At 58.8% G+C, this 19,516-nt stretch carries 14 protein-coding genes and 1 tRNA gene; 10 read left to right on the top strand and 5 right to left on the bottom strand.

Annotated features, from left to right (window positions below; all coding sequences use genetic code 11):
• Positions 1 to 2: 2 nt before the first annotated feature.
• The gene (locus tag AC2FML_RS11240) at positions 3 to 728 is read right to left on the bottom strand and encodes an SDR family NAD(P)-dependent oxidoreductase (protein WP_496783174.1); all 726 of its coding nucleotides are present in this window, start codon (positions 726 to 728) and stop codon (positions 3 to 5) included.
• A 239-nt stretch (positions 729 to 967) separates the two neighbouring features.
• Here AC2FML_RS11240 and AC2FML_RS11235 point away from each other — a divergent pair, with 239 nt between their 5' ends.
• The 6 genes from AC2FML_RS11235 to AC2FML_RS11210 all read left to right on the top strand — a co-directional run bounded on the left by AC2FML_RS11235 (position 968) and on the right by AC2FML_RS11210 (position 6,666).
• Positions 968 to 2,302 carry an NAD(P)/FAD-dependent oxidoreductase gene (locus tag AC2FML_RS11235; protein WP_170405794.1) on the top strand — a complete coding sequence of 445 codons (1,335 nt, stop codon included), beginning with the start codon at positions 968 to 970 and terminating at the stop codon, positions 2,300 to 2,302.
• Positions 2,253 to 2,789, top strand: coding sequence for a hypothetical protein (locus AC2FML_RS11230; protein WP_496783171.1), 537 nt, complete (start codon positions 2,253 to 2,255; stop codon positions 2,787 to 2,789). Before AC2FML_RS11235 ends, AC2FML_RS11230 begins: the two co-directional genes overlap by 50 nt.
• Positions 2,789 to 4,012, top strand: coding sequence for an MFS transporter (locus tag AC2FML_RS11225; protein WP_496783169.1), 1,224 nt, complete (start codon positions 2,789 to 2,791; stop codon positions 4,010 to 4,012). Before AC2FML_RS11230 ends, AC2FML_RS11225 begins: the two co-directional genes overlap by 1 nt.
• Positions 4,009 to 4,626 (top strand): DUF3833 domain-containing protein, encoded by a 618-nt coding sequence (locus AC2FML_RS11220; protein WP_170360381.1) that lies wholly within the window; start codon positions 4,009 to 4,011, stop codon positions 4,624 to 4,626. The genes AC2FML_RS11225 and AC2FML_RS11220 overlap by 4 nt, the downstream gene beginning before the upstream one ends.
• Positions 4,627 to 4,634: 8 nt before the next feature.
• Positions 4,635 to 5,156: a DUF3833 family protein gene (locus AC2FML_RS11215; RefSeq protein WP_170360946.1), complete on the top strand. Its 522-nt coding sequence runs from the start codon at positions 4,635 to 4,637 to the stop codon at positions 5,154 to 5,156.
• A gap of 232 nt (positions 5,157 to 5,388) precedes the next feature.
• Positions 5,389 to 6,666 (top strand): tyrosine-type recombinase/integrase, encoded by a 1,278-nt coding sequence (locus AC2FML_RS11210; RefSeq protein ID WP_496783167.1) that lies wholly within the window; start codon positions 5,389 to 5,391, stop codon positions 6,664 to 6,666.
• 438 nt (positions 6,667 to 7,104) lie between these two features.
• On the opposite strand, the gene AC2FML_RS11205 is transcribed toward AC2FML_RS11210, so the two are convergent.
• Together AC2FML_RS11205 and AC2FML_RS11200 are read right to left on the bottom strand one after the other, a co-directional pair.
• Positions 7,105 to 8,508, bottom strand: coding sequence for a hypothetical protein (locus tag AC2FML_RS11205; RefSeq protein ID WP_496783165.1), 1,404 nt, complete (start codon positions 8,506 to 8,508; stop codon positions 7,105 to 7,107).
• Positions 8,505 to 13,379: an NACHT domain-containing protein gene (locus AC2FML_RS11200; protein WP_496783163.1), complete on the bottom strand. Its 4,875-nt coding sequence runs from the start codon at positions 13,377 to 13,379 to the stop codon at positions 8,505 to 8,507. The genes AC2FML_RS11205 and AC2FML_RS11200 overlap by 4 nt, the downstream gene beginning before the upstream one ends.
• A gap of 445 nt (positions 13,380 to 13,824) precedes the next feature.
• Between AC2FML_RS11200 and AC2FML_RS11195 the strand changes: the two genes are divergently transcribed.
• A complete protein-coding gene (locus AC2FML_RS11195) occupies positions 13,825 to 14,076 on the top strand; it encodes a hypothetical protein (RefSeq protein ID WP_170740941.1) in 252 nt (83 codons plus the stop codon).
• A 1-nt stretch (position 14,077) separates the two neighbouring features.
• Positions 14,078 to 16,156, top strand: coding sequence for an AAA family ATPase (locus tag AC2FML_RS11190; protein ID WP_496783161.1), 2,079 nt, complete (start codon positions 14,078 to 14,080; stop codon positions 16,154 to 16,156).
• A 140-nt stretch (positions 16,157 to 16,296) separates the two neighbouring features.
• Here AC2FML_RS11190 and AC2FML_RS11185 read toward each other — a convergent pair whose 3' ends face one another.
• Positions 16,297 to 16,743, bottom strand: coding sequence for a terminase small subunit (locus AC2FML_RS11185; RefSeq protein WP_496783159.1), 447 nt, complete (start codon positions 16,741 to 16,743; stop codon positions 16,297 to 16,299).
• A 390-nt stretch (positions 16,744 to 17,133) separates the two neighbouring features.
• Positions 17,134 to 17,209: transfer RNA gene (locus AC2FML_RS11180), tRNA-Lys, on the bottom strand.
• Positions 17,210 to 17,420: 211 nt separating this feature from the next.
• Between AC2FML_RS11180 and dapF the strand changes: the two genes are divergently transcribed.
• Positions 17,421 to 18,263: a diaminopimelate epimerase gene (gene dapF / locus AC2FML_RS11175; protein ID WP_496783158.1), complete on the top strand. Its 843-nt coding sequence runs from the start codon at positions 17,421 to 17,423 to the stop codon at positions 18,261 to 18,263.
• The gene (gene mtaB / locus AC2FML_RS11170) at positions 18,260 to 19,516 is read left to right on the top strand and encodes a tRNA (N(6)-L-threonylcarbamoyladenosine(37)-C(2))-methylthiotransferase MtaB (protein WP_170443970.1); all 1,257 of its coding nucleotides are present in this window, start codon (positions 18,260 to 18,262) and stop codon (positions 19,514 to 19,516) included. Before dapF ends, mtaB begins: the two co-directional genes overlap by 4 nt.

Below are 19,516 nucleotides of genomic sequence, written 5' to 3'. Positions count from 1 at the left end.
GTCTATTTTCCACGATAGACCAGAATATCCGGAAGGTAATCGATCAGCCGGATGACCCACGAGAACGGCGCCGGAAAGTCGGTCCGGAAGCGCCGGCGCGCCATTGCGCGCAGCACGCGCTGCGCGGCGTCTTCGGGCTCCATCAGCATCGGCATCTTGAAGCTGTTCTTGTCGGTCAGCCGGGTCTTGATGAACCCCGGATTGACGATGCGCACCGTCACCCCGGTTCCGGCCAGGTCATGCCGCATCGTTTCGGCCAGCGAGATCAGCGCCGCCTTGCTGGACCCGTACCCGATCGCCGCAGGCAGTCCGTGATAGCCCGCCAGCGACCCGATCAGGGTAATGTCGCCACGCCCCGCCTTCACCATGGCCGGCACGGTTTCCCCCAGAACCCGCAGCGCGCCTGAGTAGTTCACGTCGCTGATGGCCAGCGCGGCTTCGGTCTGCCAGTCCTGCGCGCGCATCGGCTCATAGGCCCCGGCGTTGTAGACCAGACCGTCAACTTGGCCGATCTCGGCCACGGCGCGGCGCACCTGCGCCAGATCGGTCACGTCCAGCGGTACCGCACGGGCATTGGGCAGCGCGGCGCAGATCTGCTCCAGCCGCTCGGCATTGCGCGCGGACAGCACAAGGTGCGCGCCCTGACCGCCCAAGGCCTCGGCCAGCGCCCGGCCCAGCCCTTCGCTGGCGCCGATGATCCAATAGATTTTTCCGTCAAAACTACTCATACCGCGCGGTTCACATGTGCCGAAGCGTGAACAGCCGCGGTCTTGGGTTGGGTTGTCTCGATCATAACACCTTTCATTACGCGGAAGGGCATACCTCGGATCACCAGCAAACGCGATTGATGCAATCCTGACGCACAGCCCGCCGATCAGCGGGAAACAGGTAAAAACATGGCCCGGATTTGATCCGCTCCGGCCTACCCTGCGTATCCTATTGTAAAATGTCGCATAAAGAGGATGGCATGTTCGACGAAACCCGGGGCGTACGGAAAAAAATCGCAATTGTAGGCGCAGGCATCTCAGGATTATCAGCGGCTTATTACCTGTCAGAGAGCCACGACGTCACCCTGTACGAGGCCGAACCCCGTCTGGGCGGACATGCGCGCACGGTGATGGCCGGGCGCAATGGTGATCAACCGGTTGATACCGGGTTCATCGTCTTCAACTATGCCACATATCCCTTTCTGACCAAGCTGTTCGGTGAACTGGACGTGCCGGTCATCAAAAGCGAGATGAGCTTTGGCGCCACCATCGACAATGGTCGCATCGAATATGGCCTGAACAATCTGCGCACCATCACCGCGCAGAAGCGCAACCTCGTGCGGCCCTCCTACTACAAGATGATCGCCGACATCCTGCGCTTTGGCAAAGAAGCGCCCGAGGCCGCCCGGGATGATGACACTACGATTGGTGAGCTGGTTGACCAGATGCGGCTGGGCCACTGGTTCCGCAACAATTACCTGATGCCGATGTGCGGCGCGATTTGGTCAACTCCGGTGGAGTTCGTCGATCAGTTTCCGGCGCGGTCGCTGGTGCAGTTCTTCCGCAACCACGCCTTGCTGTCCAGCAAACGCGGCGCCCAGCACCAGTGGTGGACGGTAAAGGGTGGCAGCATCGAATATGTCCGCCGGATCGAATCCGCGTTGCGCGGCCGGGGTTGCGACATCCGCCTGGGCGCGCCGGTCTCTAACGTCGAACGCGATGCCTTGGGCGTGACCGTTCAGGCGCAGGGCCGCTCGGATCAGTATGACGAGATCATCCTGGCCACCCATTCCGACCAGTCGTTGGCCATTCTGGGCCAGAACGCCACCGCCGACGAGGCCGCGGCGCTGGGCGCGATCCGCTATCAGCCCAACCGCGCGGTCTTGCACTGCGACCCCAGCCAGATGCCGCGCCGCCGCGCCTGCTGGTCCAGCTGGACCTACCGCTCGCAGGCGGGCAACGTGGGCGTGACCTATTGGATGAACCGGTTGCAGAACATCCCTGAAAGCGACCCGTTGTTCGTCACCCTGAACCCGTCTTCCGACATCGCGCCAGACAAGATCTATGACGAGGTGGAATTCGCCCATCCGGTGTTCGACAAGGCCGCGCTGAAAGCGCAGGGCCAGATCCGCGAGATGCAGGGCCGCAACCGGACCTGGTTCGCCGGCGCCTACAACCGGCACGGGTTCCACGAAGACGGAATCGCCAGCGCGATGCACGTGGTCGGGCTGTTGACCGGCGATCCGCAAACCAACGGAGCTGAAAATGCGATATCTGATCCAAGCGTCGCTGTCCCGGTTACGGCCAGCCCGTAACGCAGCGATCCTGAGCCTGGTTCTGCTGGCCCCTGCCGGGCTTGCGGCCACCCCCGTCACCAACCTGCTGCCCGATGCCGAGCTGCGTGGCACTGCCACCTTCCGGTTCCTCGGTCTGCCGATCTACGACGCGCAGCTGTTCACCAAAGGCGGCGGCCCGCTCAGCTGGTCGCAGGATTTCGGGCTGAAGCTGACCTATCGGAAATCGCTGAAGCAGAAGGCGCTGATCGAATCCACGCTGGACGAGATGGCCCGGCAGGGCAACAGCGCCCCGATCGAGGCGCAGTTGAAAACCTGCTATCAGGCGGTCGGCGCCGGTGACAGCTACATGGCCGTCACCAAAGGCCCCGACGCGATCGAGTTCTGGCGCAACGGGCGCAAGACCTGCACCCTCTCCTATCCGGGGATCAAGCGCAGTTTCATGTCGATCTTTCTGGGCAACAACACCCGGTCCGCCGCCTTTACGCGCCAGCTGCGAGGTCAGTGATGCTGTATCCGCGTGTCAGCCTCTATGCGCTGATGCTTGCTGCGGCGGGTATCCCGCTCTACATCCACCTGCCGCGTTTCGCGGCGGTGAACCTCGGGATCGGCCTGGGCGTGATCGGCACGGTTCTGCTGCTGATCCGGCTGGTGGATCTGGTGCAAGACCCGCTGATCGGCTGGGCCATTGACCGCTGGCCCGGCGCGCAGATGGGTTTTGCCGTCTTGGCCGCCGGAGGTCTGGCGGTCGGTTTTCCGCTGTTGTTTTCGCTGCCGCAGGGGGCGAGCGTCGGCGTCCTCGTGGCGATCCTGATCCTGCTGTTTTCCGCCTACAGCCTGGGCACGATCCTGCTTTACGGCCGCAGCGCGACGCTGGCGAAACAGGCCACCCCGCGCGAGTTGATGACCCTCGCCGCCTTTCGTGAGGGCGGGCAACTGGCCGGCGTGGTTCTGGCCGCCAGCGCACCGGCGCTGTTCGTGGCGTTGGGCGCGGGCGCGCAGGGCTATCCGGCCTTCGGGCTGTTTCTGGGCGCGCTGGCGCTGGTCACCATGGCGCTGACATTGCCGATCTGGCGGCGCGCGCCCGTCACCGGGCAGGGCCTGTCCTTCGACGGGCTGGGTCAGGCCGGGGCCCTGCGTCTGCTGGCGCTGGCGCTGGTCAACAGCCTGCCGGTTGCGATCACCTCGACCCTGTTCCTGTTCTTCGTCGAGGACCGGCTGCAATTGCCGGGCAAGGCCGGGCCGCTGCTGATCCTGTTCTTCCTCAGCGCCGGGGCCACAGTGCCGCTCTGGGCGCGGCTCAGCAACCGGATCGGCCCGAAACAGACTCTGATCATCGCGATGCCGCTGGCCATTCTGGGCTTTGTTGGCGCGGCCATGCTGGCAGCCGGCAACCTGGCCGGGTTCGCGGTGATCTGCCTGGCGTCGGGGGCGGCGCTGGGGGCGGACATGGTGGTTCTGCCGGCCATGTTCTCGGTGGTGCTGACACGCGCGGGGCTGAATGCCTCGGCGGCCTTCGGAATCTGGTCTTTCGCCGGCAAACTGGGGCTGGCATTGGCCGCATTCTTCACCCTTCCGCTGCTGGAACGCAGCGGCTTCGTGCCCGGTCAGACGAATTCGGCGCAGGCGTTGGAAACGCTCAACCTGGCCTATGCCGTGCTGCCCTGCATCCTGAAACTCGGCGCGTTCGGAATGGTCCTGACGCTGCCTACAGAGGTACCCGCAAAATGACATTCCTTCTGATTGCCGCACTGGCCGTATTGGCCCTGATCGCGGTCAAAACCCGCCTTCTCAGCTTTCGGGCGCAATCGCCGTCGGACTATGCCGGAACCGGCCCCGATTTCTCGCTGAAGGACAATCTGAATGGAGAAATCCTGTCAGAAGGGCTGATCTATGGCCCGACCGGCAAGATGTCGAACAGCTTCGTGGCGCGGATGATCGGGGAATGGAACGGCAATTCCGGCACCCTGACCGAGTATTTCACCTATTCGAACGGCAAGCAGATGACCCGCAAATGGTACCTGACCATGGGCACAGGCAACAGCTTTACCGCAACCGCCGACGACATCGTCGGCGAAGGCCGCGGCGTGATCTCGGGCGCGACGGTCAAGCTGACCTATCGCATCGTTCTGCCCGAAGACGCCGGAGGCCACACCCTGGACGTCACCGACTGGATGTACCTGACCGAGAGCGGGGCGATCATGAACCGCTCGGAGATGCGCAAGTTCGGCCTGAAGGTGGCCGAGCTGGTCGCCACGATGCGCCCCGCCCCGCCAGAAAAGACCGCGCATGTGCCCGGCGCAAACGGTCATGACCGCACGGCCGACCCGAGGGCCCTGCAATGACCCGGCTCATGAAACGACTGGCCTTCGCGTGCCTGCTGCTGACGGCGGCCTGTGCCTTCAAACCGAAAGTCCCGACCACTTTCCTGTCGGACCGCCAGCTGAACCTCGAAGAGTTCTTTGAGGGGCACACCGTGGCCTATGGGCAGTTCCAGGACGTTCTGGGCAACATCCCGCGGCGGTTCACGGTCGACATCAACGGCACATGGGACGGCCAGATGCTGACTCTGGTCGAGGATTTCGTCTATGACGACGGCGCCACCGAACAGCGCATCTGGACCCTGACCAAAACCGGCGAGGATACCTGGACCGGCACCGCGCCCGGCGTTCTGGGCACGGCGTCGGGAACCGAGCGTGGTGACACGTTCAACTGGGAGTACCGCATCGACCTGCCAGTGAAGGACGGTACGATGCGTGTCGATTTCGACGACTGGATGTGGCTGCTGGACGATGACCGCCTGCTGAACCGCGCCTATGTCTCGCGCTTTGGCATCCGGCTGGGCGAAGTCGTGCTGTTCTTCGAAAAGAAGTAACCGCGCGGCGTCCCGATCAATCTTTGGAAAAAGTGGTGAGCCGTGCAGGATTCGAACCTGCGACCCACTGATTAAAAGTCCGTTTCATCATGCTGACTTATTCCGACATTTCTCGGCATGCTCAGGCATAGGTTATTGTTACTATTGACATTATCTACCCGCCTGACTCCACTAGCGGACAGGTCGAGGCAAGACTCGACATCAGAATGTCCGTTAATAGGCCGTGAAAACCATGCCCATCACAAAGACTGTCAAACTTACCAACAGCGTCGTGGATAAGGCCCTCAAGAACAGGGTTGAACCCACCATATACAGAGACACAGAGGTCAAAGGCCTCATGCTGCGGGTTGGTTCGCGCAATGCCACATACAGCCTTGATTACAGGCAACCGGGTAAACGCTCAGACGGCCGCCGCTGGCCGTCACAGACGTTCAAGATCGGCACGCCTGCATCGCATGATGTCGCGTCAGCTCGAAAGGCCGCCGCTGCTTTGAAGGTCAGTGTAAACGAAGGACACGACCCCGCCTCTGACCGCAAGACCCAGCGTGCGAAGCGTGCCTTGGAACTGGCACAATCCAAAACTTTGAATGACTTGGTCGAAGACTACATCGCCGCCAACCTCTCAGAGCCCACAAACCATTGCGTGACGCAGAAGGGTGCGTTGCGTAACGCCGTGCGGGAGATGAACGTCGAAAAGGTTGGACCAGAGGCTGTAACCGCCGGTGTAATCATGGACATGTTGCGCCTTCACAAGGGTCGCCCTCGTGCCCTTCACCGCTTTGGGGCTCTGAGCAGGTTCTTTGACGACCTCGTCAGCAGAGAGGTGGTTTCGGCTAACCCTTGCCAGAAAGTGCCAAAGCCAAAGCGACCCAAGCCGCCTGCGCCACGCACTCGGTACTATACAGCACGCGAAGTACAGGCGCTGTACGAGGCCAATGACCTCCCTCCCAACGAGCTGCTGTTTTTACGTTGCGCGCTATACCTGCCATTGAGGCAGGGCGAGCTTGCCAACCTTAAGGTTGAGCACGTCGACAAAGCGGGTGCCCGCGTTCTGCTGCCAGGTAAAATCACAAAGAACGGTGACCCATTTGCATTACCTGTGCCCAGCGTGGTTTTCGAACTTTTAGATAACGCTGAGGTCGATCTCGTTGATGGGTCAAGCGTGTTTGGTTTGTCGTCCACGGACAAGCTCTTTTCCGGTCACAGTGCGTTGGCCGCGCGGGTCAGAGCGGCTTCAGGGATAGCTGACTTCAACATGCATCACCTGCGCCGTACTTTCCTAACTACTTTGGCTGAGTTGGGTGTTGGTGACGCCACCGTGGCAGATGCATTGTTGAACCACCGGCAATCAGAGACCCGTTCTGGAGTCCGCGCGGCCTACAACCATGCGAACCTTTGGCATCAGAAGGTTAAGGTTATGGATGCTTGGGCCAATCTGGTTGCGCAGGCCATCGCCGAAGGTACGTGGAAGACAGAAATTCAAGTAGTGAGTATCCACCACCCTGCCTAACTTCTAATCGACAGGGCCTGAGAGGCTGGCAGCAGTTGCCATTGAGCTAACAACGTGTCTAAGACTACAGGCGGGAGTAGCGGAGCTGTATGCGACGCTCAAGTAGCATTAAATAAACTCTCCTCCTCCTGCCACCTGTGACTCACAATTGTCGCTAAGGATCGATTGGGCGAGCGGCTTTGCCGTTTGCTGCCACCGATAATCGCACAGTATATTCGACTATCAGGCGGGGCTTCCCGCTGGCAGCCGTGTTCGACAAGAGTAGAAGAGAGTTCCAACGTGCACGACCATACGGCGCTAGACTAGAGCCCACCAGGAACTAGAACTTCAACTGAACGACTGGTGTATTAACTGATAGGCACCCTAAAGAGTAACTATAAGCCGGCCACCTAGTAGATCCAAATCCATCCAGATCGTTGAGATCAGCTTTCGGTCCCATCAATTGCCACATGGCAACCCTGCTCTTTCGTCTGCTGTCCAGCAATGCTCCAAATAAGAACAGGCTTGGCAGCAGGTTCGACTATCTATGGATTGAATGAGGCAACGCGTCTCGCGACGGTCCTGAATTACTTGGTGCGCGCAATGATGACATTGTTCATCAACGAAAAACGCCGGAGGAACAACCGAGCGCGCGCTGATGGCGGACTGCGATGCGGCGTCGACGCCGCATTTGGCCCAGGTGTGAAACCGGCATTGCTGAACACGAGGTTCCGCGAGCAAAAAATGGGTCGCGCTACCGGTTGCGACTAGCCATTCGTCTGGCTCGCGAAGCTCTCCTACCGGCTTCTTCGCCATGCCATCGTTGGGGAACCCGGGAAAAGCTGGAAGCTCTGCCACGGGAAGTGCACCCCCTAGTTCATTTCCACATGCGTTGTGCAAGGCATCACTGCGGTTCTGAATGACACGCAAATGTGGGGCCAGCGTTTTGACGCCATTATCATCCATCTGATAGTCAAGTACGACGGGATCGTGGCTGTCCATCACGGTGAAGATAGCGTCGTCCTTGCGAGTTAGGAATAGTGCTGGGTAGATCAGGATGCGGGGCAGAGGAGCGTAAAATGAGCTGCCTGTCCGTTCGTAGCGGACATGGACCCCCCGAAACGCTCCAGCGACGTCTTTTAACTCGACGAACTGCTTAAGCTGTGACGGTCGTAGGGGTATCGGCGCGTCTTCAGTGAGGGCTGAGCGATGAAGAAGCTTGAAGATTTCAACTGCGCTCTCAAAAAACTGCGAACGCTCGAATATCTTGATTTGATCCGGCAGTGCGGCACCCAGAAAGGTTTCAATGGGGTTGGTGAACACCACCATCCATTCACCACTGATAATGACAACCCTAGGTAAATCGTGATCGTATTGCTCCTTGAGTGTTTTCACGTATCCATAGACTTGCCGCAGATAGCTATCCCACTCCGCGATGACCGGCGATGTGCTCTCTACCTTTCCATCGCGTATGTGCTTAATCGCCTCAAGAACCAGCCTCGTTTCACTAGCGTCCTGATTACCGCCTCGAGCCGAGACCCTTGGCTTGTCCCAAGCTTTGGCTTCGACCAACAAAAGCGGTTGGCCAGAAATATCGACGACCCCGACATAATCCATAAATTTTGTTGTGTTCGATTGGAGACGAGCTTCCTCAATTACATTTCCGCCGGCGCCAAGCTCCCAACCCAGAAGTTCGAGCAAAGTATCAACGAAGAGAAGCCGCGTATCGTGCTCGTGTGGTCGTCGGTTCGGGTCGAACTCTGCGTACGGGTCACGTCCAGGTCTATCCAACTCACGGTCAACCGCCGCAAGGAGTTCGCGGAGGTGTCGCTTGAATAGGTTACGAAGCGTCTGTTGGTTCACTGGATGAGCTCTGGCAGTCGATAGAGCAGGCGTCGCGCTGCGGGCCACCCGGCTTCTAGAAAAGTCTCCAAACACTCAACGAGAGCATCACGCCGGGCTGGATCCTCGAAGATTTCCTTGTGGTCAGCAAGGAACACGCCAATCAATTGGATCAGCAGGCCCACACCCAGAGACTCGTTTTGATACCCTGAACGGCGGCCGGCTTGCAGGTAGCTAGCTGCTAAATCAAAGGCGGCAGCCGCATCCACATCGACCAGGCGCTCGACTAGTTGCAGCAGGTAGTGGGTGGAGTGCGGCTGCGCGTATTCCCCAATCAGCTTCAAAAGGGCGGAGTTTTCTTTGAGAAATACGCCTAGAGCCTCTTTGCTCAGCGCAGGGTTTCGGTCATTTTGTCTAGTCGACCCACCTATTGCAAAGAACATCTGGCTGGCGATTTTATCAATTAGACGCGCGCACTTTTGCGCCTCCGATTTCGCGGTCTCGTCCAACTCAGAAGCTGCCATATGCACAGCGAGCCTGGCGTTCGCCGCTTCGGCAACGTCGGTGATGAGCGCCTGAGATCGCTGACGTAGACCTGCGTCATTGTCCGGATTGTCGCCGATCCCGGCAACTATGGCGCTCCGCATAGTGGCCAGAATACTATCTACTTCTTTGTCGTGCTCCCATGGCACACTAAGCCAACCGTCAAGAACAGCCTTCGCTTCCAGCGATTGGTAGGTGACCCACAGGACGCTAAGCATATTCGCGACGGCCTTGTTAATCCGGCGTTCGCGGCTTGACCCCGGTTCTTCACGTTGCAGCAGCGCAAGCAGTAACTCTAGGCTCTGTTGCTGATCTGAGTGAACCAGCCTTGAGACGAGGCCGCTGAGCAAGTGCTCGATCACAGTTAGGTTCGGTTCGAACGCTAGGCGATCTGTCAAAATTTTCCAAAATCGATCGCGGTCAATATCCCATATGTACCCAATCCGCACCGATGCGTTCAATCGGACAGCCGGATGGCGATCAGACAGTAGCGCTTCAGCCTCCGAGATTAGGATGGAGTAAAGATCTGGGCGTTTGCGGATCAGCTCCCAATAGCCTTGAGCGGCTTCGACTCGTGCAGCAGGGGAACCCCAGAATGCCGAGTCCTCGAATTGCGCCTCGGTATCGGCCTCAGGCTCTGGATCTTCTGATCGAGCGGCGATCTCCAGCAGCATCAAAAGGGTTGCTTCTTGTTTCTGCGTTGGCGGCGACTCTGTGGACGTTGGCAGCCCTCGAGACACTATCTCATTGCTGCCTTGGCCAATGATGCCCTCTGCATGTCGCCGTAGTTCAGTATGGGGCGCACCTACTGCTAAAACCGTATGTATGGCCTCAAGGGCTGCGAGCGACTCCGAAAGGGACGTTGCGGTATCCTCAACCGAGCCCTGCTCAAGATGCAGGAGCCGCTTCGCGGTGTTTATGGCATCAATAACCGGAGCGTTCTCCGGATCTTCTCGGTCTAGCTCATTGATCCAATGCAAATCTTCTGGAACGCCAACATGGGAACGGATTACGAGGGGCCGTTCGTTTGTGGGAGTTTGGTCGTAGGGCTCTGCGTCTAGGAATTGGCGAGCCTCTTCAGTGCCGAGGTTTTCGCGCTTTATTGCCGAGAAAAGGCGCAGCAGGAATGTGCGGCGCGATAATGCACTATCGTGGAACCGGGAGAAATCGAATTCCAGTGCAGCTCGTTCGAGGGCCTGTCGCTCCCTTTTTGGCTGACAATTGAAGCCAGCCGCGACAATATCAATCGCGTCCTTGCGGGTGTCGGGTAGAACTAGAAAGTGCTCGGTTGCAGCAATTGGCCATAGTTTACTTACTAGGCTATCGCCGCGCTCAACAGCGCATAGAAACATCCTAGACCAGAAGACCGCGAATGAGGCCTCTTCGATCAGGAAGTCGACCAAAGCTACAGCTTCGTCTTCTGAGGTGTCTCTGAGGTGCGTTCGTAACTTCACTACGAGGCTTTCCGCATCCTGGTCGTATTTGGTGTCGGGGTCATGGGCCCAGACGTAGCTGCGGTCTTCCCGCAGACGGATCATTCGCCTACCGACCTCAAACTCGGTGTTGAGGGCATTGTCGGAGACGGGATGTTCTCGCGCGATGAATCCCTCAACTGCATTGACGACGGCTTTGACTGCAGCACGCGGATGGGCTTCAAGAAAATCGGGCAAGTATTCGCCGAGCGACCATCTTGCCATGCCGTAGTCCTGCCGCGAGGTCGAAGTTAGGCTGAGAATCTGACTCTGTCCGATCCGTGTCTCTCTGTCCTCTGAGACTTCGTGGTCGAACACCACCCGGTAGATGTCGCTGGCAAACTCTGGGTCGACCTCGCCGATATCAGCGATCTTGTAGCAGATCGCAGGCACCTCTTCGTGCCCAAGCAAAACCATTCGATCGCGTTCGAACAGTCGCTCCAGCAGGCCGCGCGAAGCTACGACATCGGTGCTATATGTATCGATAACGAATTCAATGGCTGCACGCACCGTGTGGTCAGCTTCTGGCTGGGCAAGCCCGTGTGCAAGTAGCGCACGGGCTGCCGTACCAAGCATCGATCTGAGGACGCGGTCCTCACTTCGTTCAATGAGACTATGGAGCAACACGCGAATGGTGCCAGCAGTGCCGGAGGGTGCCGTAGCTAGTCGATCAGTTAGGCAAACCCATGGTTCGAGCGGAACGTGCTTTTCATCCTCAAGCCGCACGATCAGAGCGCCAGTGACGTGTGACAACGTTTTTTGTGCCTTCTTATCGCCCGAGATAGCGAGGTCTCCCAACCACAGGCAATCTTGAACCTCAGTCGGAAACTCCGCACCTAATCGGGCGACAGTGCTGCGAATAATTGGATCGCCATCTTCGTCGTTGATGAGGGCACTTGCCGCTGTCCAAAAACGCGCGCGATCCGTCTCATCTTCCCAAATTTCCCTGAGCACAAATCCGAGCGCTGGTGCGAGCATCAGCCCTAAGGCATCTGCCTTACTGAACCTGTAGGAACCGCGGACAATTTCACTTGGCTCAAGGGCGAGGCGTGCCGCTGTGTAGTCGAAAAGAAGATGATGGCGGAACTGAACGGCCCGCTCGTTATCAACCACAACAAGCACTCCCTCCTCACAGAGTGAGTCGATCATAGCTGGATCGTCGCCCGCGGCTTTGAGTCTTGGAGCTCGAAGCGCTCTGGCATCAACCATGAGTTGGATCACGCGACTGAGACTGCTTCTCGCACGCAAGCCATGTTGGCCAATGCGGTGATCCCAGTAGAGTCGCAATAGGTCCACTTGAGACGAGACTTTGTCTAGACCGTCTTCCGCGCCGCCTAAAATCAACGCGCTGAGCAGCCGAGTGTTGAACGGCACCATCGCCAAGTCACGCAATCGCGACGATGCCTGTTCAATACAAGTTTTAAGCGCAGGTGACTGGCGCAGAAGCTGGCCGAACTCGGCATCTGTCCAAGGTGGCACTTGAATGTGCCGTACGTCGGCGAAAGATGGATCTGCAAGCGATGTCTCGGGGGGTGTACCTTTAAACAAAGCTCGGAACTGTTGACCCATACGCAGGTCGAAGCTGCGGATCGAGGCGACGACATTCCAGCGCCCCTTGAGTTCCAGAACACGCTCGATGAGCGCTCGGAAGACGCCTTCGCCGCGACTGCCACGCGTTGCGTCCAATGCGTCTATCACGAGATAAGCCGGTTCCGGCCCGTCCCACGCCTCAAGCACGTCCAAAAGCGGGTGTGCTAAGCCAAGCTCGCGGGTCAGACCCTCGAGGCTTTCAACCGAATACCGATCAACCGCGAGTTCGAGGACATCGCTGCCATCTTCGCTAAGTTTGCGGGTGAGTGCATTCAGAACACCGCTCTTGCCGGCCCCTGGCTCACCGACAATTAGTAGCGGGCCGTTTCGCGCAGCGACTTCAACCGAAACTTGGCAGTCGCGACGTACGCTCAGCGATCCGCCACTAGTGACCTCGATCTTTTCGTAGCTGCCCAACGCGTCGGCGATGCGTTTGGAATGCAGTTTGAGAGCTTCAATGTCAGCACGGTATTCGGGCGGCGCACCCAGAGCAGATCCGTGGACAGCGAGGAGTTGCCGCAATGTGGAAAGGTCGCCACCGCCACGTTCCTTAATCAGCTTGTTGCTGATATCGGACAAGGTCGTAAATGCGTTCTGTGCGTCCACATCGGGCCCGAAAGCCCTGACGATGGAACCGCTTGCCAACGCATCGCCGCGGTCGCCGTCAAAGGTGAAAATGACCACCAGTTTCGCCAATTCGGGTAAAAGCCGGTCGTCGACTGGATCCTTGGTGACGTTTGCCCAAGCTCGCTCGACCAAACTGGAAAAGACATCATAGGCTCGTTGTTGTGCCTGGTTAAGCACACCTCCGCCAGGTTGCGACATAAGTCGGAGTGCAGCCGGAAGGTCCTTCCTGACTTGGGGCGAGGCTTCAGGACCAACGGCAAGTACAAGCCGGTCTCGGGCCGAATCGAGCGGCCGGTTCCATCCCATCGAGCCATCACCCTGTCGAGCAACAAGCCAGTAGCGGACAAACTGTTTGATCGTCTTACCCAATGGCGAGTTGAGGTCTGCACCCAGATGTACCGTTGTCTTGGCCTGCACGGCGACGTAGCCACCGTCGGTGGTTTTGATCAATAGGTCGTCGACCGGCACTTCTGTCTCGAAGCGGACCCACTCCGGCGAGGCAGCCCCGAGGCGGAAGTCATCATCAAATCGGTCACCTGCCAGAAGCCAGCATGAGAACAACGCACCAAGCTGCTGTTGGAAGCGAATACCTGCGCCAGTCGCAGCGCCTCCACCGCCGATCCGATCATTGTGCGGGGCATTTTGCGGAGTATCAATCAAGGTGCGCTTTCGATTTGAGTCTTTAGAATGGCTTACCGATATCGGGATCACTGTTCTAACGCAACTTGATCGCCGTCGTCTGCAGCGCGCATCGTGGCTTTCTGGAATACTACGGCTCGGCGCTTAACTCGTTTGACCTGCAGCTATTCTATAGACCGAGTAAGTTCTTCATCAAGCTCGGCCTTTCTGCATTGGCAAAGTCGGCTTACTGCGGTCGGTGCCTATGGCGACCCAAAGTTGCAACCGCAGTGAACAACGCCAGGCGACGCAATTGAGACCACGATGATTTGCTTGATCAGCGCAGTGTCGTCCAAGTTGCTTTCATTTTTGCTGTGTTGGTCAGTTCAGTAGGTGAAAAAAAAATTAAAATAATATTTCGGAAGGGACGACCGGATTCGGCGGGTGGTGACAATTGGGGTCATCTCAAATTCAAAGGAGACGACTCATGACCCGTCCTGCCAGGACCCCTCAGCCCATTTGCACCTGCGGTGCTGAATTGCCGGAGTATGCTGACCGTCAGACCTTGGCTGCGATCATCACTAAGCGGTACTTCCCGATCACCGCGCGCACTATCCGTACATGGTCTCTTACTGTTTACCATCCCAACAAGAAGGCAGTGCATAACGTGGCTGAGGCGTTGGAATACGCCAAGAACAAGCTGTCATCCTGCCCCGGCTACAAGCAGGAGGGCCACTAATATGAAGGATGCCGCACCCAGCCACGAAGAGAAGCTGACCGGCAACAGCCTCGCGTTTTATCAAGCCTGCCAAGGGCTCGTGGAACGTGGGTTCTCCGTCTTTCCATGCAGGCAAAACAAAGCCCCCTTCACTCCCTCTGGGTACAAGGACGCGTCCCGTGACTTGAACGAGGCGTATATCTGGGCGCAGGATCACCCTGACGCTCAGCCCGCCATCGCCTGTGAGGCATCTGGCTTGGTCGTCATCGATGTGGATGACCTCGAAGCATTTGAGGCATTCCTCGAACGCAGGGGCTATTCAGTCCCTGACACGCTGTCCGCATCTACGCCCAGCGGAGGACGGCATTTTTATTTTTTTGCGCCTGCGGGGTTTCACCCTCCGGCCCGTCTGTGTGACGGAGTGGACATCAAGTACAAGGGCTACGTGCTGGCTCCACCGGCACAGGCATTCTCAAAGCGCGCGAATGCCCTCGGCCATTATGAATGGCAGAACGAGGACGCGAGTGTCGCACCTATGCCTGAATGGCGTGAACTGACGATGGCCTCGCCCGTGCCCGAAACTGTTAAAGGTGGCGCACATGTGGTCAAAGGCGCGTTTGCAGAAATGCAGGCGCTCCTGTCGCACATTCCCGCAGACATCACTTACCCTGACTGGGTGCAGGTGCTCGCGAGTGTCTATGAGGAGACCTCTGGGTCCAATGAGGGCCTGAGCATCGCGGATGAATGGTCTGCCACTGGATCAAAGTACAAGGCTGGCGAAGTTGACCTGAAATGGCGTTCATTTGTCCTAGGGAAAGCGGGTGGAATGAGCACGTTGGCTCACTTTGCCCGTGAACATGGGGCTGACCTTAGCGCCATTGCGCGCAGCCATAGTGATCTCAGCCACCTTTGCAATGAACTGGATGGTGTAGGCGACATCGACGTTTCCGGCCTACTCGCAGGTCACGTGGACACTACCAGCAAGCCTGAGGCGGCTGCCACGAGCGTACAGGCGACCGATCCCGATGCGTTGGTTCAACACAGGGTCGACAGCCTCAGCAAGTCCATCATACGCGGTGATGCCGCTACGCCGCTGCTGGACCAAGACTACCTGATCAAAGGGTGGTTCGGTCACGGCGACCTCTCCACACTCTACGGCCCGTCCAATGTCGGGAAGAGCTTCGTTGCGTTGGACATCGCCAACCACGTCGCCAAGAGCTCTGAATGGAATGGTTGCAAGGTTCGTGGAGGCACCGCGATCTACTTCGCCGCAGAGGGCGGCAGGAGCCTGCAAAATAGGCTCGTCGCGCTGCGCGGAGGTGCGAGCAAAGATCTCATTCTGGTCCCCGAGCCTGTCGACCTGTTCGCCAGCAGTTTGGACGTTCAGGCGATTGTTAAGTTGGCACAAGAACAGTGCAGCGGGCCTATCGCAATGATTGTTTTCGACACGTTGGCCCGGTCTATGCCGGGTGGCGATGAAAACAGCGGCACAGATATGGGCCGTGTGGTTCGCCATCTTGACTACATTCGCTCAGCTACAGGGGCGCACGTGATGGTCGTGCACCACACAGGCAAGGATCATGACCGGGGCTCAAGAGGTCACTCTTCCCTTCCCGCTGCCGTGGACACTGAGCTTGCCTGTCACAAGAAAGATGGCATCCGCACCTTGATCACGACAAAGCAGCGGGACATGGAAACCGGTAAGGAACTGGCTTTCGACCTTGTGCCCTATGTCTTAGGGCATGATGAGGATGGTGAGGAGAAGTCCACCTGCTACGTGGAGTTCAGGTCTGTGAGCAGCGGTGCAGGCAGGCCGAAGGTTCAGGGTAAGAACCAGAAGCTGCTACTTCGCCTCGCCAAAAAGTTCATTGTCGAAAATGGCGCTCCACTGAGCGCCCCGACTGACGATGAAACGATCCTTCTGGGTGTCGATCGGGACGACCTGTTCACCTATGCGACGATCGAGATGCAACGCAGTAGTGGCAAGGCCACCAACCGGGCGGTTTCGGAAGCATTCCGGGAATTGGTGAAACGGGGAGAACTGATCGAGATTGACGACAAGGTCAGCCTCCCCGCTAAAAACGAAAAGCCCGTTTCGTGACCTTTCGTTCTCGTTCGTCACTGTAAAACCCCTGAACGAACGGAACGGTTCCGCTATAGGAACCGTACCGTTCGTACCAAGACAGGTCTCAAAATCATTTCTCAAGGCCTCAAAGGATGGCTATGGCGACAGTTTCGGCGTCACGCCTGACCCGACAACCTCAGCAAAGACTCATTGTCCAGCCGTACATATGGGCTACCAGACACCATCGTCTCCAACTCTTCCAATGAACATTCAGTCAGGTCACGTGGCCCAGTGTTAGTGACTGGTTCGGGACGTTTGGGTTGCACCCACCCGAGCCGGTCCAGCACGTCCCGTGCTGCCTGCAAGCGCAGCTGAGGGCTGGCTGTTGGGCTCAACAGCACCTCCTGCACCACCCCCAACGCGGCGGGACCCAATGCCTTCAACCGATCATTCATGGCATCGCGCACCATCTCCGTGACTTGCGGATCACGCAGCCACCTATAGCCCATGCTGTGCGCTGAAGGCTTGGGGACTCCAGCGTGCAATGCCGCCTGAGTGGCGTTACCATACTCAGCATAGGCTTCGGCGAACCTTGCTCTTTTAGCCCAGTCGGCTGCTGCCATCCCACTTTTCCCTTACAGTCAGTACAGGCTAAGCCTAGCCTAAACAGCCCGCACTGATCGTCCTTCAAAGATGCGTGTGGGCCAACACTACGATGGCAAATGTGAGAAACCATCTTCGCTCGGTTGGATGGCTGGGGAGGTGCATTTATTGGCGGGACTCCTACAGGCGGGGTACACCCCCGCCCCCCCCCACACACTGGAAGGTTCAAGTCCGCTCTGAGCATTCCATGGAGGTTCAAACGGTTCCGGCTGATACGAGAGAACGCCAAACGCAAATGATGTTGACCTGTTGCATCAATGTCGTCCGCGAATAGTCCGTGAAAACCGGGCGCGCCTATCTGCCAAGCAGTGTCAATCACGCCGTAAGGTGCTGTATTTTATCGAAAAAAGTGGTGAGCCGTGCAGGATTCGAACCTGCGACCCACTGATTAAAAGTCAGTTGCTCTACCAACTGAGCTAACGGCCCACTCTTTTCATCGGATCGTTGCGATCCGTGGCGCTGTCTAAGGCATTTTCCCGACCGGGTACAAGCCCTTTTTCGCACCGCGTTCCGCCTGAAATCATTGTGTTCCCGGCGTCCCGATAGGCGGCCTAATTAGGGTTGAGGCGGCGGGGGGTCAACCCCTTTTTTCAGGAATCTTCGCGCCGGGCTGGATTCATGTCTGCGGCAAGGCTATATGCCCGCCATGCAGCAACGATCCGACACCGGTTTGCCCTTCATGAAGATGCACGGGCTTGGCAATGACTTCGTCATTGTGGACGCGCGCGCGCATCCGGTGCAGATCACGCCGGCGCTGGCGCGCGGGATCGGACACCGGCAGTTCGGGGTCGGATTCGACCAGCTGGCCGTCATCGAAAACGGCGAATCGGATGCGCATCTGGTGTTCTACAATGCTGATGGGTCGATCTCGGCCACCTGCGGCAACGCCACCCGCTGCATCGCCCGGTTCCTGATGCAGGAAAGCGGCAAATCCGAACTGACGCTGACCACCAGCCACGGCACGCTGCAGGCGCGGGACGCGGGCGACGGGCTGACTTCGGTCAACATGGGGCACCCACAGCTGGACTGGGCCGACATTCCATTGGCCGAAGAGGTGGATACGCTGGAACTGCCGATCGAAGGCGGACCGGTGGCCACCGGCATGGGCAACCCGCATTGCACCTTCTTCGTCGAAGACGCCGAGGCGATTCCGCTGGCAGAATTCGGCGCGCGCTACGAGCATCACCCGCTCTATCCCCAGCGCACCAATGTGCAGGTCGCCCAGATCATCGGGCCGGATCACATCCGCATGCGGGTGTGGGAGCGCGGCGTGGGCATCACGCTGGCCTCGGGCTCGTCCTCCTGTGCCACCGCCGTTGCCGCGGCCCGGCGTGGCCTGACCGGGCGCAAGGTGCGGATCGAGCTGGACGGCGGCACCATCTGGATCGACTGGCGCGAGGACGGCGTCTGGATGACCGGCCCCACCTGCCATGTCTTCTCGGGCACGCTGAAGCCCGAGTTTCTGGAGTCGCTGGGATGAACCCGCCGAAATTCACCACGCTGGGCTGCCGGCTCAACGCCTATGAGACCGAGGCGATGAAGGAGCTGTCGCAGCAGGCCGGGCTGACGGACGCGGTGATCGTGAACACCTGCGCCGTCACCACCGAAGCCGTCCGCAAGGCCCGGCAGGAGATCCGCAAGCTGCGCCGCGAGAACCCCAACGCCCGGCTGATCGTCACCGGCTGCGCGGCCCAGACCGAACCCCAGACCTTTGCCGAGATGGACGAGGTCGATGCGGTGATCGGCAACACCGAAAAGATGCGCCCCGAAACCTGGAAAGGCATGGCCGCCGATTTCATCGGCGAGACCGAGACGGTTCAGGTCGATGACATCATGTCGGTCACCGAAACCGCCGGCCACCTTATCGACGGATTCGGCACCCGCTCGCGCGCCTATGTGCAGGTCCAGAACGGCTGTGATCATCGCTGCACCTTCTGCATCATCCCCTATGGCCGCGGCAACTCGCGCAGCGTCCCGGCGGGCGTGGTGGTGGACCAGATCAAGCGGCTGGTGGACCGGGGCTACAACGAGGTCGTGCTGACCGGGGTCGACCTGACCTCATGGGGCGCCGACCTACCCGCAAGCCCCAAGCTGGGCGATCTGGTCATGCGCATCCTGAAACTGGTGCCCGACCTGCCGCGCCTGCGCATCAGCTCGATCGATTCGATCGAGGTGGACGAGAACCTGATGCAGGCCATCGCGACCGAGCCGCGCCTGATGCCGCATCTGCACCTGTCGCTGCAGCATGGTGACGACCTGATCCTGAAACGGATGAAGCGCCGCCACCTGCGCGACGACGCCATACGCTTCACCGAAGAGGCCCGCAGGCTGCGCCCCGAGATCACCTTTGGTGCCGACATCATCGCGGGCTTTCCGACGGAAACCGAGGCCCATTTCGAGAACTCGCTGAAACTGGTCACCGACTGCGACCTGACCTGGCTGCACGTCTTCCCCTATTCCAAGCGCGAAGGCACGCCGGCGGCGCGCATTCCGCAGCAGGTCAACGGCAAGGTGACAAAGCAACGTGCGGCCAGGCTACGTGAGGCGGGTGACGCGCAGGTAGCCAGACACCTGGAAGCCCAGCTGGGCAAGACCCATCACATACTGATGGAAAATCCCCACATGGGCCGGACCGAGCAGTTCACCGAGGTAACATTTGCGAACGCGCAACCCGAAGGGCAGATCGTGACTGCCACCATCACCGGGGTTCGCGATCAGCAGTTGGTGGCCTGA

Source organism: Ruegeria sp. BHSC029, from assembly GCF_059613085.1.
The sequence above is the reverse complement of the archived record's forward strand: the minus strand, read 5'-3'. Positions and strand labels throughout refer to the sequence as shown.